A 14,456-nucleotide genomic window follows, 5' to 3' on the forward strand; every position below is an offset into this window, starting at 1 on the left:
ATTTTTTTTTAATTTTTTAATTTTTTTTAATTTTTATTTAATGTTTTGAGAAAACTTGGAGAAAATCGGCTGCGGGATTTCTAATAAAACTATCCTAACACACATCACCCAAAAAATACAGAAGGAGTCAGGAGTCAGGAGTCAAGAACTAATATCTTAATTCTCCCCAATCACCAATCACCAATCACCAATCACCAATCACCTATTTTTCATACTGTTCATAAGCAGAAACGATCCTTTGTACTAAAGGATGACGAACAACATCTTTTTGAGTAAATTCACAAAAAGCGATACCTTCAACGTGCTGCAAAATTTGCAAAGCAACGGTTAAACCTGACTGTTGATGTAGAGGTAAATCAGTTTGCGTGATGTCACCTGTAATAACCATGCGAGAACCAAAACCCAAACGAGTCAGCACCATTTTCATTTGTGCTGGTGTGGTGTTCTGAGCTTCATCAACAATTACAAAAGCATTATTTAAAGTCCGCCCGCGCATATAAGCTAAAGGCGCAACTTCTATTATCCCCCGTTCCATTAAATTGGGGACTTTTTCAGGATCAATAAATTCATTAATAGCATCATAAAGCGGACGCAGATAGGGGTTAACTTTTTGTTGTAAATCTCCTGGTAAAAATCCCAGTTTTTCCCCAGCTTCCACAGCAGGACGAGTTAAAATTAATTTTTCAAATTGATTAGCTAGAAGTTCTTGGACAGCGACGACAACAGCGAGATAGGTTTTACCAGTTCCCGCAGGACCAATACCAAAGGTGAGGTCGCGTTTGCGAATAGCTTCAATATATTGTCGTTGACGGAAAGTTTTAGCGCGGACTTCTTGACCACGACGACTTTTAGCGAGGACATCCCGCTGTAGGTCTTGTAATTCACCTTGGCGATCGCCCTCTATTGCTTGACGGGCTGTTAAAATATCCGCAGTAGCAATATTATTACCTTTACTCCAGAGATTTTCCAGCGATCGCACTATTTTCACAGCTAGATCAACCTGCTTTTCTTGACCAGAAATGAGCAGTTCTTGACCCCGCAAAACTAAACTAGCTCCTGTTTGTTGAGACAGAAACTTGAGATTTGCTTCCCCATATCCGGCCAGAGCGATCGCACTGGGAATATTAGGCAGCCCAATTGTAACTGCACCTGCCATATTTATCAAAATATATCAAAATTTATCAAAAAATTCTCAGAATTTCTCAGAAGATAGACCCCCAACTTCTGGAAGAAGTCGAGGATCTAGGTATTGCGTTTTTTTCAGTCGTATTGACTGTAGACAGAGCAGTTAGGACATCAATGAATCATGAAACTGTCACCCCAATAGGGTTTTACTCCTGACTCCTTTACGGGCGAAGCATTAGGAAAATAGCTGTCAATAAAAATTGATAATTGATTGCCCGAATGCGTTGCTCCTACGACTCCTGACTCCTGCTATAACAATCTTTTTGCGGCCTATCTTCATCTTTACCAGAACTACTGACTGGCTGAGTCACCTCAAAATTACCAGTTTAGACCGACCGAAAGCGGGGTTTAGCAATAGGTCTGGGGATGTCTCCACTTCTTTCTCGTGATCTTGGTGGGGGTATTCTTTCTTCCTGTTCTTCATCAAAAGACATACCATCCCGATTTTGGGTATTGCTGCCGTAGATGTCCAGGTATACTGACTGGCCAGCCAATTCTGCTGCTGCGGCAATTACCGTGCGAATTGCCTGAATATTGCGTCCCCCCCTACCAAAGACTTTTCCTTTGTCTGTAGGGTCAAAAGCGATGCGAATCCAAGCCCGTTTAAGGGTGTAAGACATTTCACAATCGACACTTAAAGACTCTGGAGACTCTAAAAATGGTTGTACTAGAAACTTCACCAGTCCCACATAGTTAGGACTGGCTGCTGGTAACTTCGGCTCAAGTTTATGATGCGGCGTTTGCACTGACTTGTTCAAAAACATTAGCTTTTACGAGGATGCGGCGAACGGTGTCAGTAGGTTGAGCGCCTTGTTGAAGACGCTTAACAATACCGGGAACATCCAGACGCACTTCATCAGTTCTGGGGTTGTAAAATCCTAGTTCTTCTAGGGGACGACCATCACGACGAGACAGATCGTTAATAGCAATAATGCGGTAACTTGCTTCCCGCTTTTTACCAAATCGCTTCAAGCGCAGTTTGATCATGTTGAAAAATCGTTGTCCTGTTGGTAGGTAGTGATTTTGTGAATGAAATGATAATTGTAGCACGGTTAGGAGTCAGGGAACAGGTAACAGGGAACAGGGAACAGAAGGCAAAAGGCAACAGGCAAAAGGCAAAAGGCAAAAGTGAATATTCTCCCCCTGCACCCTGCCGCCTGCACCCCTGCTTTCTTCTCTGTCACCTGTCACCTGTCACCTGTCACCTAAAGCGTGCCAAAACCTTTTTTCTTTTTCTCTTTCTTTTTCTTTTTCGCTGGTGGTGCGCCGCCGGGATAACCACGCCAACCGGGTGCGGGACGGTTTCCTGCGGCTAGGGGGTTGCCCATACCACCGCCAAACATTCCTGGCATTCCGGGGAAATTTCCTTGTCCCATTTGTTGCATGAGCGATCGCATTTTTTGGAAATCTGCTACTAACTTACTCACGTCTGATTCTTTATAACCTGAACCAGAAGCAATGCGTCGCCGACGACTGGGAGAACTGGCTAATAGTTCTGGATCTTTTCTTTCCTGCTTAGTCATGGAATTAATCATGGCTTCACAGCGTTTTAGCTGGGTTTCCCCTTGCTTCAACTGGTCATCTGAAAGTTTGCCCATACCGGGAATCAACTTCATGATGCCACCTAATGAACCCATATTTTTCATTAGGCGGAGCTGTTTTAAGAAGTCTGTAAAATCAAACTTCGCTGACAGCATTTTCTCCTGCATTTTCTCAGCGTCGGCGATGTCGATTTCTTCCTGGGCTTTTTCCACCAAGGTAAGAACATCACCCATGCCCAAAATCCGGGAGGCCATGCGGTCAGGATAAAAAGGTTGCAGCGCCTCGACTTTTTCACCCACACCGACAAACTTAATCGGCGCACCGGAAATTTGCCGCACTGACAAAGCCGCACCACCCCGGCTATCACCGTCCATTTTGGTGAGAATAGCTCCAGTTATACCAATTTGTTCATGGAAAGTACGGGTCAGATTTGCTGCTTCTTGCCCCGTCATCGCATCCACGACTAACAAAGTTTCGTCTGGTTCAATAGTTGACTTGATGCGGGCTAGTTCCGCCATCATGTCTTGGTCAATTTGTAAGCGTCCAGCAGTATCAACAATTACTGTGTTAATACCTTCTGCCCTGGCACGTTCTACCCCTTGACGGGCGATTTCTACAGGGTCAGCATCACTGCCCATCTCAAACACGGGTACGTTAATTTGCTTACCCAGTGTAATTAACTGATCAATAGCAGCGGGACGATATACGTCTGTGGCGACTAATAAACAACTGCGGTTGATTTTCCGTAAATGTAAAGCTAATTTAGCAGTAGCGGTGGTTTTACCAGTACCTTGTAAACCCGCCATCAAGACAACGGTAGTTTTATCCTTAATTTCTGCAAGGGGAACATTTTCTTCCCCCATCACCTGTACCAGTTCATCATAAACAATTTTGATAAACTGTTGGTCAGGACGTACACCAGCTATGACCTCAGATCCCTGAGCTTTCGCTTCGACTTCAGCTATAAAATCTTTAACTACCTGGAGGTTAACATCTGCTTCCAACAAAGCGCGACGCACTTCGCGCAATGCGTCTTGAATGTTAGATTGAGAGATTTTATCTTGTCCCCGCAGTTTTTTCCAGGCGGCTTCTAAACGGTCAGATAGTGCATCAAACATAATGTAATTACAATGTACGTGAGTCAGTGAGAAAGTTTAAACCAAGTTTAAACCGCTGGTTTTGCGCTCCAGGCAGAAGGTAAAGTTTTAACCTGTTATAATACCAGCTTAGTAGGTTTTATCCCAAGTGTGGCAACTGGATTATTGAAGGTGCCTGACATTCACCTTACCCACGCCAAACCTACACCAAATATTTTTGCCAACCTCTACCTCTTTCCTCTACCTCTTTCCTTTGTGTCCTTTGCGTACTTTGCGGTTCGTTCTTCCAGAATGAATGTGTTGTAAATGTTTAAATAATCAATAAAGCAAAATAGAATTAAAATTGATCCAGCCTTTGTATTTTCGTGGTTTTGTCCCAAATAAATCAGAGTGCGGTTCACTGCATAAATCCTCACTGTCAACGTCCTTATCCCCAACCTTGGGGCAACAAATTTTGTAATAGCTGTGGCAGTCCGTTACAGTTGGTAGACCGTTATTACCCACTTCAACCTTTAGGTTCGGGCGGTTTTGCCCAAATTTATACGGTTTGGGATATCAAAAATCAAACTGAAAAGGTACTTAAAGTCTTGGTGGAAAATTCTCCCAAGGCTTTGGATTTATTTATCCTAGAAGCGGAAGTTTTAAGTAATTTCCGCAATTCTGGTGTGCCTCAAGTTGATGCTGATGGGTATTTTCAAATCAGTTTGACTCATCCTAAACCACACCAGTTAGCTTGTCTGGTGATGGAAAAGATTGATGGTTATACTTTGGAGGAAGTGCGTAAAAATTATCCTCAAGGATGTCCAGAGGATTTGGTGTTAAATTTGTTTTCCCAAGCTGTAAAAATTTTACAGGAATTACACAACCGGAAAATTATTCATCGGGATATTAAACCTTCTAATTTAATGTTGCGTACTCCTGCACCTAACGCACCTTTAAAAACAGAACAATTGGTGTTAATTGATTTTGGCGGGGCTAAACAATTTAGTGGGGGAATATTGCGATCGCCTTCTCCTTCTACTCGTTTATTTTCTTCTGGTTACAGTCCACCAGAACAAATTACAGGAGGTAATGTTGGTCCTGCGGCTGATTTTTATGCTTTGGGACGAACAATGATTGAATTACTTACAGGTAAATATCCACAAGAATTGGAAGATCCGATTACTGGGGAATTAAACTGGCGTAAGTGGTGTAATGTTAATATTCAACTAGCAGATTTATTAGATGAAATGATACAGGCGGATGTGCGATCGCGTCCAGCCCATGCAGCTATTATTCAAAAACGTTTATTAGCAATTAATTCTGCAAAATCTCCAAAACCACAAAAATCACAACTAGGCTTTTTTACCCAAATTAAAAATACTATCGTCCAAACTATCACAGAAATTACCCAAGCTGTAGGTAATACAACTTTATTTACAGTGCAAGCAATTTTCAACTTTTTGAAAGCTTGTTTAGCGACAATTTGGGCGATAATTTTAAGTTTTATTGGTGCTAGTTTGGGGACTATTAGTGGTTTTTTGTTGGCTTATCACACTAAGTTAGGCGCTTTTTTGGCTGAATTTATATCACGTCAATTACCCCAATTAATTCCTAATTTTACACCTACAAATCCCAAAGAAATTATCATTTATGGTATTGCTGGTTTAGGTACTGCTTGGGGAATTACTTTATCTGGAAGTTTTGGACAAAAACGACGTTTTTTAGTATCAGCTCTGATGGGTTTAATAGGCTATAGTTCAGGTTGGATAACTTGGCAATTTATTAAACCAGAGAATAGTCCCGAAGGATTAATTGCTTGGATGTTAGTATCAATTTCTCTGCTAACTTTGGGTTTAGGTCTGCGTACCCATTACCTAGCTTATGCTTTTATAGCTGCCTTTGGTAGTGCTAATATTGTCGCAGGTTTAATTCATTTAGGGATAAAAATTTCATTGTTCCATTTTTCCGATCCACCAAATTGGTTAGAGTTATTACAGCATATAGCTTTTTTTGGGGTTGTTGGTATTTTAATTAGTCTTTGTTTAGGGTTAAGTTATTACATGATTGTTCCTTGTTTGCGTTGGTTAGGATGGAGATAATTGATAATTGATAATTGATAATTGATAATTGGTGATTGGTGATTGGTGATTGGTGATTGGTAAAATCACCATTGTCATAATTCATCCATTCTTGGACTGAAGAAATTTCTTGTCTAAGCTTGTTTGCTGCTTCATCTAAAGCTTTGAAAACTTTGATACCCTTTAAACCAACTTCTGAACTTGTGACTTTTACTAAGTCCGATTCTTGTTCATTTTGAGAAGATTTGAGAACATCTGCCCATTTTGGAGCATTGCTTTTGGTGGTTTTCTTTAACTGAATTTTGAACCGGATGCGTGTTTTGTTTAGTTTGGAGAAGTTGTATTTTTCAACAACAGCGTTTTGGAGGAAGGTTTTATTTGAGTTGGGAATCACCGCTTGTAGCATATGGTTTTGGAAGTTAAATTTTTTACTTCCAGAAAAGCGTTAGCTTAAAATTGATAGCTACACAAATTGATTCCCAAAATGTGATTTCAAGTTTAATTTTGTTGCTACAAAGGGTATGATTAGAAAAACAGCGTCATTAAATCTTCAAATCGACTTCATTCAAGTTGATTTGTAATCAGACAGTGGTGCATTTTTTCGAGTTTGAATCATTTTGATTGCTGGTTAAACCTTTCTTATTGCTGGCTCTTACGATTACTCTTTTCCCAAAGACTGGAATAGTCGCTTGAGGATATCTCGCAGTTTTCCCCTGTCGCTATTTTCGGTATCTTCGCGCGTTAAAACCAATTCTTCCTCGGCAGCAGGTACAGACTGAGCCATCAGGGCTTCTATTTCCTGGGCGGCGGTTTCAATTTGTAGGGGTTCTGAGGTTTCTAATAGCAAAGCTCTTTCTAGTTGAGCAACAATAGCCTGGTGTTGCTCATTAAAAAACAATTCTCCAAGATATTCTCGTAACTCAGCTGATAAGGATTCATCAGTCAGGTTCTCTGCCTTTTCTAATAAATCTAATAGCTTATGTGCTGGTAGTAAATCATCACGATCAATGCTAACTTCTGGGTATTCTGTTTCCAGAGCGGGGGTAAAACCGACTACTTTCCCCCAGGTATGTTCAGGATTAATTTCTACGGCTATGTAAGCTATGTATTCTCCTGTAACTGCTTGTTCAGGAATTTCTAATGTGTCAGCATCAGTAGCTATAGGGATACATTCAACAATACCTAAAGATTTTTCTCCCTCAAAAATCTCTAAATCTGCTAACTCTGTTAGAAGTTGTAAGACGGGATTCCAGGCACTACTAGAGTGTAAATCTGAATCATAATCAAAGCGTTTGAGATACCTATGCACTACCCAAACCGCTAAGGATCTGCTATCAATAGCTTTATTAATACTCTTAAATTTTGATACCGCTTGACGAATATTTTCTGGAATGGGTATGAGTTGGGCGAATAATTCACTGTTCATAATTTAGCTACTTAATTAAATATTTAGATTAATTGAGATTAATTTTCTGTGTGTGTAATTTATAAATCTTCCTTGATGCTATCCCTGATGCGATCGCCTATTTTCTTTAACAATGGTTTAAGAGTACGACCCCAGGCAGATAGAACAGTACCTTCCGCAATGTTGAAATGTTCAGCCAAAATTGCATTAGTCCATTTTTCTCCACAAGCAGTCCGATCATAAATCACTAACAAAGCCTCTTGAGCCGTAATTGGGGGTGGTGGGGTTTGGCGAATAAAAGCACTCCTTAACTCTCCTGTGGGGTCATTTTCAATTTCTTGGCGGACGAGTTCTAATAGGGGAACATCTAAAGGCTGCTGCTCTATAATCCCATAAGGAGTATCAGAATTGGGTGTGGTGAATGTGGTCTCAATTAGGTCATGCTGTTTTTTTCGTCTGTTTAGATATTCCCCTTTACAACGTTTATTCCAAAGAGTTATGGGACTACCACCACCCTTATCGGGATCATAGGCTTCCCCACGGCGAACATTACCATAAATTTTCCGCTCAATGTAATCCCATGCTACGTTCGCCGCTTCAATGTATAATAAATCATTGCTTAATAAATCATGAAGTTGTCGTTGGTGTGGCCAAAAACATTTCTTTGGTGCTTCAAGCATTCTTGCCATACCTCTTCTTTGCAACTCTTTTCGTTCTTCAGGAGATTCTTCCTGTAATGCTCGTCTAAAAATCTCCTTTAACTCATCATGGATGGGAGATTTTTCCCGTAATGCCTGTCTAAAAATCTCCTTTAACTCATCATGGATGGGAGGCGTTTCCTGTAATGCTTGTCCAAAAAGTCCAAAAATCTCCTTTAACTCATCATGGATGTCTGACACTGGCAACTCCTGGAGTAAATATAAAATATAGTTAGTTATTTTACCCCAAGAGTGTGGATACTACATTCCAACTTTAGAACCTGACTGTGTGACCTATTTCTACCTCAGCTTCTCCGACCAGGTACGCAGATTATCTCTAACTTCAGTGTAGGATTCAACTAGATACATATAAAAAGGTGCAGTTTCCCTACCTAAGTTATTCGGAAATTTTTGGATCAGGCTTTGATGCTGGCCATTTCGGTCTTTAGTTGCTGCTATTTCCTGATTTTGAATTTCTCTCACATAATCAGGATCATCCACATAAAATTTAACTATCCCTGCTTTAATGTTGCAGTATTTGTATGATTCAGGAACGCGAGATGATGGATGCCAAACACCTTTTATTGAGAAACATCGAGTTTCGGGGGTAATAATTTTTTTGCCGAGAATATCTAAGATATCCGAGCGTCTAAATATATGATAGATACGGTTAGCTGTGATCAAGTAACAATTGTTTTTGCATAGATATTCTTGGAAAGCAAAGCTGACAGAAGCTGAAAACATGGACAAAATAAATGTGATGAGGCAACCGAGACTGAAGGTGGCAACAGCAATAATGATAGGCAGAAAACCATTGGCAACGGAATGATAAACTACACTGGCAATACCCAGGCTGATGATAATTCCCAAAAAGAAAACTACAATAAAGGACTCAATTGTAGATAACTTGTTTAACTTCTGATTATGGGGATAGATTTCGTATCTGATCCCAGAGCCTTTACATTGTTCCTTGGTGATGTTGACTTCTGCGATGAAGTCGGGATGGGGGTTGATTTGTGCAAATTTTAGCCCTGGAATTGACTTAGTTGATATATATACTAAGTAGTCAAAACAAGATTCTAAGATGTCAAAACTTATTAACCCGTACATAAAAGTGAACTTTTCATCAAAGAAAGGAGTTTCTTTTTTGTGAATGTGGCTGAAGGGTAACTGCATAATTGTATGTCTCTCGACAGGTGAGATTATTTGGTGGTTAGCTTCGTCTAGGCACACAGGTAAAGAGATTTATTCTGGTGTTGGATTAAATCTCTTTTGCGAGATGCGCCAGATATTGAAAATATTTTGATTTGACTGAATATTATTGGTCTGATGCACCCTACTGTCCGGTTTTTAGCCATCTACGTCATCATCGAGTTCATCCGAGTCATCATCATAGTCTTCATCGGGTTCATCATCAGGTTCTTCAGGCTCATCATCGGGTTCTTCAGGCTCATCATCAGGTTCATCAGGCTCATCATCGGGTTCTTCAGGCTCATTGTCTGGAGGGCAATCTACTGTACTATGAGTTACACTCCAAAGGGGCGTGTTGACAGTAGTTGTAGAGCTATCACAGTTTTCGCCTTGATTAGATTGAGAATGGGAAGTTTGGCTTTCCATATTGAAGAAGGGTTATTTTGGTTATCTACAATGTCTACGCAAAGGAATTAATTTTTTATGCAATTTGATGGAATTTAAGTAAGGTGATTCTATTGGCAACTTTTAGATACACCCTCAAATACAGTGTCTCAACCTAAGCCGTAACAACCCATAGCCGCCCAATGGACTGGATGTTGGAATGGTAAACCTTTATGGTTGGCGTAATGTTTGATGGTTTGTGCTGCATCACCATATTTTCTTAAAAGTTCTGTTTCTTGCTCAGTGTTCAAGCCTTGTTGTTCCTTGCTGTAGATTTCATGACTCACAAGCTCTTTTTCCCCTTTGATATGCCTCTCTAACTGTTTTTGGTAGTATTTTTTAAACTCTGCTGCCGTCATCTGACGCATTTGCCGTTGTGCGGCTTGCAGGGCGCGGGGACGGTTTAAGCCTTGCTGTCGTTGTTGATGATAGAGGATGGATAACAATGCTGCCGAACAGTCATAAACTGCCCATTGACTGGCAATTACACCTGATGCTCCCGCGCAGAGAAAGCCTGTACTTACTGCTACGGGTTCATCAGTGATAGTCTCAGGTAGAAATAGCCCTGTTTCGCAACAGGAGAGAAATACTTCCTGGAGTTGGGGAAAACGCCACCCTGGAGAAAACAGTTGGCTGACACTGATGTTACCGTCGCTAAGTTTTAAACCTGACTCTAGGGGATTGTCAAACCGACTTTGGGCGTGGTGACTGCTCACTATGTGACTGGCTTGTTGTAATAATTGACGGTAGGCTGTGCGGGTAGCTTGTTCTCGGATGAGTCTTTGTTCCTGTGGCACTGCGAATATTTCTGCTATTTTTGCCCCTTCAAACCCACTGAAGGGCAGGTCAGCAGTAGCGTTTTCGGCTGTAGCATAGTTGTACCCATCCTCTGCCGATAAGCGTTTGGGGTTGTAACAAAATCCCAAGACTTGCAGACTGGGAGCATAACGAATTAGGAATTTATCTCCCAAATAGCCCTCAGCTATGGGCAAAGCGGCAAAGGGGATTTGATGCAGGTAGAGATGGGGAACTATGAGCAGTTCCTCTGTACCCTGTAGGTGTTCTGTAATCAGGCGTTCAATTTCTAGCCTTTGGGCAACTTCTGCCAGGGTGTGGGGCATTTGTGCCGTCCACTTATTTTTCTTTTTATCCTCGATATAGAGGTCAGTCCAAGTTTTTCTTATCCACTGTTGTAGGATTTCGTAACCTTGTCCTTGACAGGTGAAGCAGTGGGGTTGAGTTTCTCCAGAGTGCAGGATGAGGATGTGGGTGTCGTTTTTAGTGGTATAGAAACTGAGGAGAGTGGTTTTCTCCGGCAGCAGGGGGTGAAAATCCTGTAGTTGGGGTGGTTGGACTTGCCGTAGTTTGGCAACCACTTCATCTTCGTTACTCAGTTGATCAAGGATGTGTTCTTTTTGCCTTTCTAGTTCAGCAATTTCTGTGGGGACATTGATGGCGGCACGGAGTTGCCGGGTTTTCAATCCGTCGGTATCAGGTTTATCTTCCAGTTGCTTTTGGAGGTTAGCAATTTAATTATCTAGGTCATCCAGTTGTTGTAACCGTTGCTTGATTTGGGGTGGGATGTTGCCGTCTTGATAGAGGTCAGCTGTAGCCATGAGGTCTACTAGGCGTTTGGCTCGCACCCGTTCGACAATTTTCAAGGCGGTGGCGATATCGTTGAGGTTGATAGCGGCTTGGATGGCGTTTTCATAGATACCAATAGATTCAGCGACTATTTTGTCCCGTTCCGCCTGGTTGGTGCGTTGGGTGCGGCTATAGTCAATGGCTGTCATGGCGATTTGATAGCCTTCTAGAGCCACGTGCCAATCCCCTTGGTTGAAGCCTAAATTACCTAGATTACGGGCTGTTCTCAGGACATCTACTGGTAAAATAGTGGGGTTCTGATAGGTGAGGGCTTCTCGATAGGCTGCAATGGCTTGCAGACTATTTGTAATCGCATTATAAAGCTCTTTAGCAGTATAACCAGCTTCTCGATAGGCTGCAATGGCTTGCAGATCACCGGCTTGGGTAACGTACGCAAAGCCTAGGTTATTGAGAGTCGTGGAAAGGTCTCTTTCTAAACCTAACCTGCGTTTAATCTCTTTAGACTCCTGAAGGGCTGCAATGGCAAGTTGCAGATTATTTGCGGAGTCCATGCCTAACTCGGCTTGCTTAATGTACGCACTCCCCAGGTTCATGAGAGTCCCGGAAAGGTCTCTTTCTAAACCTAACCTGCGTCTAATCTCTTCGGACTCCTGAAGGGCTGCAATGGTAAGTTGCAGATTATTTGCGGAGTCGATGCCTAACTTTGCTTGATTAATGTACGCCAAGCTTAGGTTATTGAGAGTGTCGGAAAGGTCTCTTTCTAAACCTAAGCCACGCGTAATCTCTTCGGACTCCTGAAGGGCTGCAATGGCAAGTTGCAGATTATTTGTGGAGTCGATGCCCAACTCGGCTTGGTTAACGTACGCACTCCCTAGGTTCATGAGGGTCGCGGAAAGGTCTCTTTCTAAACCTAAGCCACGCGTAATCTCTTCGGACTCCTGAAGGGTTGCAATGGCAAGTTGCAGATTATTTGCCGAGTCGATGCCTAACTCGGCTTGGGTAACGTACGCACTCCCTAGGTTATTGAGAGTATCAGACAGGTCTGTTTCTAAACCTAAGCCACGCGTAATCTCAGCGGACTCCTGAAGGGCTGCAATGGCAAGTTGCAGATTATTTGTGGAGTCGATGCCCAACTCGGCTTGCCTAACGTACCCATTGCCTAGGTTATTGAGGGTCGCGGAAAGCTCTCTTTCTAAACCTAACCTGCGTCTAATTTCTTCGGACTCCTGAAGGGCTGCAATGGCAAGTTGCAGATTATTTGCCGAGTCGATGCCTAACTTTGCTTGATTAATGTACGCCAAGCTTAGGTTATTGAGGGTCGCGGAAAGCTCTCTTTCTAAACCTAAGCCACGCATAATCTCAGCGGACTCACCATAGGCTGCAATGGCAAGTTGCAGATTATTTGCCGAGTCGATGCCTAAATCGGCTTGCCTAACGTACCCATTGCCTAGGTTATTGAGAGTATCAGACAGGTCTCTTTCTAAACCTAAGCCACGCGTAATCTCTTCGGACTCCTGAAGGGCTGCAATGGCAAGTTGCAGATTATTTGCCGAGTCGATGCCTAACTCGGCTTGGGTAACGTACGCACTCCCTAGTTCATTGAGAGTAGCAGACAGGTGTTCTTCTGCAAGACCGAAGCTCTTGTCAATCCGAGCAGATTGGTCAAAAATTTTTTTAGAGACGGAAATGGCCAGTTGCAAATGTCGCTGAATCTGAGCAGCTTCCTCCAAGGCCGCAATTGCTAGCTGGAAATTATCAGAGCGGTCTATGCCCAAATTGGCCATTTTAATGCGAACTATACCTTGGCTATAGATAGTAATAGATACCAATAAATACCAGCACAACTTAATAGCTTTGAATATCAATCTCCATTGGTTATCGTTTTGGTTCATGATATTTTTGGAAATGTCGCGTTCCAAATTCCATCTGCGACTAATTTGAGCAGCTTTCTCAAGGGCAGCAATAGCTAGTTGCAGATTCTTTGGTGCTTTTATTCCCAATTTTGCTTTATTAAAACTAATATAAGCAAATTGATAAAGAATGACGTATCTACAGAAATACCAGGGGAACTTAACAGCCTTGAATATCAATCTCCAGAACTTCTGCACATTTGCCCAGAAGAAACTCTTACTCATGATTCTCCTCACAAGTCAAAACCTCAAAAATTTTTGAGTGGGGTGCTGCACCACCACACCCTAGTTATATAATAGACACCTTCAAAAAAGAATGTAGGGATAATTCATGAATTGTCCCTACATCAGAGTACGATATTTAATTTTTGGAGATGTCTAATCTATTGCCTACGTAACTGCTGTTTTACCTGCGCTAAATCTGTATAAACGTCAGCTACTTTAATTAAAGCCTCGCTAGTCATGGAACGTAAACCCAAGACTTCTACCCTGATTCCCTGTCGGCTCACCTGTTCTAAGGCACAAGCCAAATCTCCATCACCCCCGACGAAAACAGCAGTATCATAATGAGATGCCAAATCACGCATATCCATAGCCATCTCTACATCTAGGTTGGCTTTTCTAGTACCATCTGCCCGTTTGACTAGTTCCTTAGTCACTACCTGAAAGCCGTTGTGACCTAACCAACTGATAAAACTCTTTTCTTGACTCTTAGTGGAATCTATGCCTGTATAATAAAAAGCCTTCCACAAAGTACCATCTCCAGTTAATAACTCCAGCAATTTTTTATAATCAATCTCAATTTTTAACTCCTGACGCATATAGTGTAAATTAGAGCCATCAATAAATATAGCTACCCGTCCCCGTCCTTTAGGAGTTGGATTTTTTACTGCCACTTCCCAATCACTACTGCGTTTCTGGAGGGCTTCTAGTCCCTGCTGCAACTCCATCAACCCTTGTTCTAGGTTCTTAACTTGTCTGTGGTGGGACTGTTCCCACTGTTGTATAATCGCAGGAGATACCTGAAGTTGGTCTTGGTGGATTTTCTCTTGGGATTGACGACGACCTAGTGAGTAGGTAAATAACATGGGAATGGGTAAAGTCCATGCGGGTTGTTGGAATGCTGCCATCAAAGCCGTAGTTGCAACCGTTAAACCGCCCAAAATTGCTTTTTCCATTGTCCTGCCTTTTTGCTCGCTACACCATTACAACGTTGGCATGGCGAAAATTTATGCAATTGAGAATTGACAATGCAGTTACACTCAAAAGGCGTAGCTCCTACCCCCAATGAGCAGAAGCCGTCTATTTTGGTATTATTC

General features: G+C 42.0%; 12 protein-coding genes and 1 pseudogene. 1 reads left to right on the forward strand and 12 read right to left on the reverse strand.

The annotated features are described in order from the left end of the window. Positions 1 to 202: 202 nt before the first annotated feature. From K2F26_RS16645 to ffh, 4 genes are all read right to left on the reverse strand, one after another. On the reverse strand, positions 203 to 1,156 hold the full coding sequence (locus K2F26_RS16645) for a PhoH family protein (protein WP_220608697.1): 954 nt from the start codon (positions 1,154 to 1,156) through the stop codon (positions 203 to 205). A 355-nt stretch (positions 1,157 to 1,511) separates the two neighbouring features. After that, positions 1,512 to 1,949, reverse strand: a complete 438-nt coding sequence (locus tag K2F26_RS16650; protein ID WP_194055501.1) for a KH domain-containing protein — start codon at positions 1,947 to 1,949, stop codon at positions 1,512 to 1,514. Continuing rightward, entirely contained in the window at positions 1,912 to 2,172 is a 261-nt protein-coding gene (gene rpsP / locus K2F26_RS16655) for a 30S ribosomal protein S16 (protein ID WP_096566147.1), read from the reverse strand. Before rpsP ends, K2F26_RS16650 begins: the two co-directional genes overlap by 38 nt. A 218-nt stretch (positions 2,173 to 2,390) precedes the next feature. Then, entirely contained in the window at positions 2,391 to 3,845 is a 1,455-nt protein-coding gene (gene ffh, locus K2F26_RS16660; RefSeq protein ID WP_220608698.1) for a signal recognition particle protein, read from the reverse strand. Between the two features lie 344 nt (positions 3,846 to 4,189). On the opposite strand from ffh, the gene K2F26_RS16665 reads away from it, so the two are divergent. After that, positions 4,190 to 5,905: a serine/threonine-protein kinase gene (locus K2F26_RS16665; protein WP_220608699.1), complete on the forward strand. Its 1,716-nt coding sequence runs from the start codon at positions 4,190 to 4,192 to the stop codon at positions 5,903 to 5,905. Positions 5,906 to 5,966: 61 nt separating this feature from the next. Here K2F26_RS16665 and K2F26_RS16670 read toward each other — a convergent pair. The 8 genes and pseudogenes from K2F26_RS16670 to K2F26_RS16705 form a co-directional block, all read right to left on the reverse strand. Beyond that, positions 5,967 to 6,290 (reverse strand): annotated as a pseudogene (locus K2F26_RS16670) (hypothetical protein); the annotation flags it as partial. Between the two features lie 252 nt (positions 6,291 to 6,542). Further along, a complete protein-coding gene (locus K2F26_RS16675; RefSeq protein ID WP_220608700.1) occupies positions 6,543 to 7,310 on the reverse strand; it encodes a DUF1822 family protein in 768 nt (255 codons plus the stop codon). Between the two features lie 59 nt (positions 7,311 to 7,369). Continuing rightward, positions 7,370 to 8,188: a Rossmann-fold NAD(P)-binding domain-containing protein gene (locus K2F26_RS16680; RefSeq protein WP_220608701.1), complete on the reverse strand. Its 819-nt coding sequence runs from the start codon at positions 8,186 to 8,188 to the stop codon at positions 7,370 to 7,372. A 99-nt stretch (positions 8,189 to 8,287) separates the two neighbouring features. After that, positions 8,288 to 9,163 carry a hypothetical protein gene (locus K2F26_RS16685; protein ID WP_220608702.1) on the reverse strand — a complete coding sequence of 292 codons (876 nt, stop codon included), beginning with the start codon at positions 9,161 to 9,163 and terminating at the stop codon, positions 8,288 to 8,290. Between the two features lie 174 nt (positions 9,164 to 9,337). Continuing rightward, positions 9,338 to 9,604, reverse strand: a complete 267-nt coding sequence (locus K2F26_RS16690) for a hypothetical protein (RefSeq protein WP_220608703.1) — start codon at positions 9,602 to 9,604, stop codon at positions 9,338 to 9,340. Between the two features lie 128 nt (positions 9,605 to 9,732). Further along, positions 9,733 to 11,103 carry a CHAT domain-containing protein gene (locus K2F26_RS16695; RefSeq protein WP_220608704.1) on the reverse strand — a complete coding sequence of 457 codons (1,371 nt, stop codon included), beginning with the start codon at positions 11,101 to 11,103 and terminating at the stop codon, positions 9,733 to 9,735. 48 nt (positions 11,104 to 11,151) lie between these two features. Continuing rightward, positions 11,152 to 13,362, reverse strand: a complete 2,211-nt coding sequence (locus K2F26_RS16700; protein ID WP_220608705.1) for a tetratricopeptide repeat protein — start codon at positions 13,360 to 13,362, stop codon at positions 11,152 to 11,154. A gap of 158 nt (positions 13,363 to 13,520) precedes the next feature. Further along, on the reverse strand, positions 13,521 to 14,315 hold the full coding sequence (locus K2F26_RS16705) for a LabA-like NYN domain-containing protein (RefSeq protein ID WP_220608706.1): 795 nt from the start codon (positions 14,313 to 14,315) through the stop codon (positions 13,521 to 13,523). Between the last annotated feature and the right edge of the window lie 141 nt (positions 14,316 to 14,456).

It is taken from the genome of Sphaerospermopsis torques-reginae ITEP-024 (assembly GCF_019598945.1).
In the GTDB taxonomy this organism is placed as follows: domain Bacteria; phylum Cyanobacteriota; class Cyanobacteriia; order Cyanobacteriales; family Nostocaceae; genus Sphaerospermopsis.

Bases quoted from the DNA above. Each gene is read 5' to 3' on its own strand.
- K2F26_RS16645 (WP_220608697.1), bottom strand. From the start codon at position 1,156: ATGGCAGGTGCAGTTACAATTGGGCTGCCTAATATTCCCAGTGCGATC.
- K2F26_RS16650 (WP_194055501.1), bottom strand. From the start codon at position 1,949: ATGTTTTTGAACAAGTCAGTGCAAACGCCGCATCATAAACTTGAGCCG.
- rpsP (WP_096566147.1), bottom strand. From the start codon at position 2,172: ATGATCAAACTGCGCTTGAAGCGATTTGGTAAAAAGCGGGAAGCAAGT.
- ffh (WP_220608698.1), bottom strand. From the start codon at position 3,845: ATGTTTGATGCACTATCTGACCGTTTAGAAGCCGCCTGGAAAAAACTG.
- K2F26_RS16675 (WP_220608700.1), bottom strand. From the start codon at position 7,310: ATGAACAGTGAATTATTCGCCCAACTCATACCCATTCCAGAAAATATT.
- K2F26_RS16685 (WP_220608702.1), bottom strand. From the start codon at position 9,163: ATGCAGTTACCCTTCAGCCACATTCACAAAAAAGAAACTCCTTTCTTT.
- K2F26_RS16690 (WP_220608703.1), bottom strand. From the start codon at position 9,604: ATGGAAAGCCAAACTTCCCATTCTCAATCTAATCAAGGCGAAAACTGT.
- K2F26_RS16700 (WP_220608705.1), bottom strand. From the start codon at position 13,362: ATGAGTAAGAGTTTCTTCTGGGCAAATGTGCAGAAGTTCTGGAGATTG.
- K2F26_RS16705 (WP_220608706.1), bottom strand. From the start codon at position 14,315: ATGGAAAAAGCAATTTTGGGCGGTTTAACGGTTGCAACTACGGCTTTG.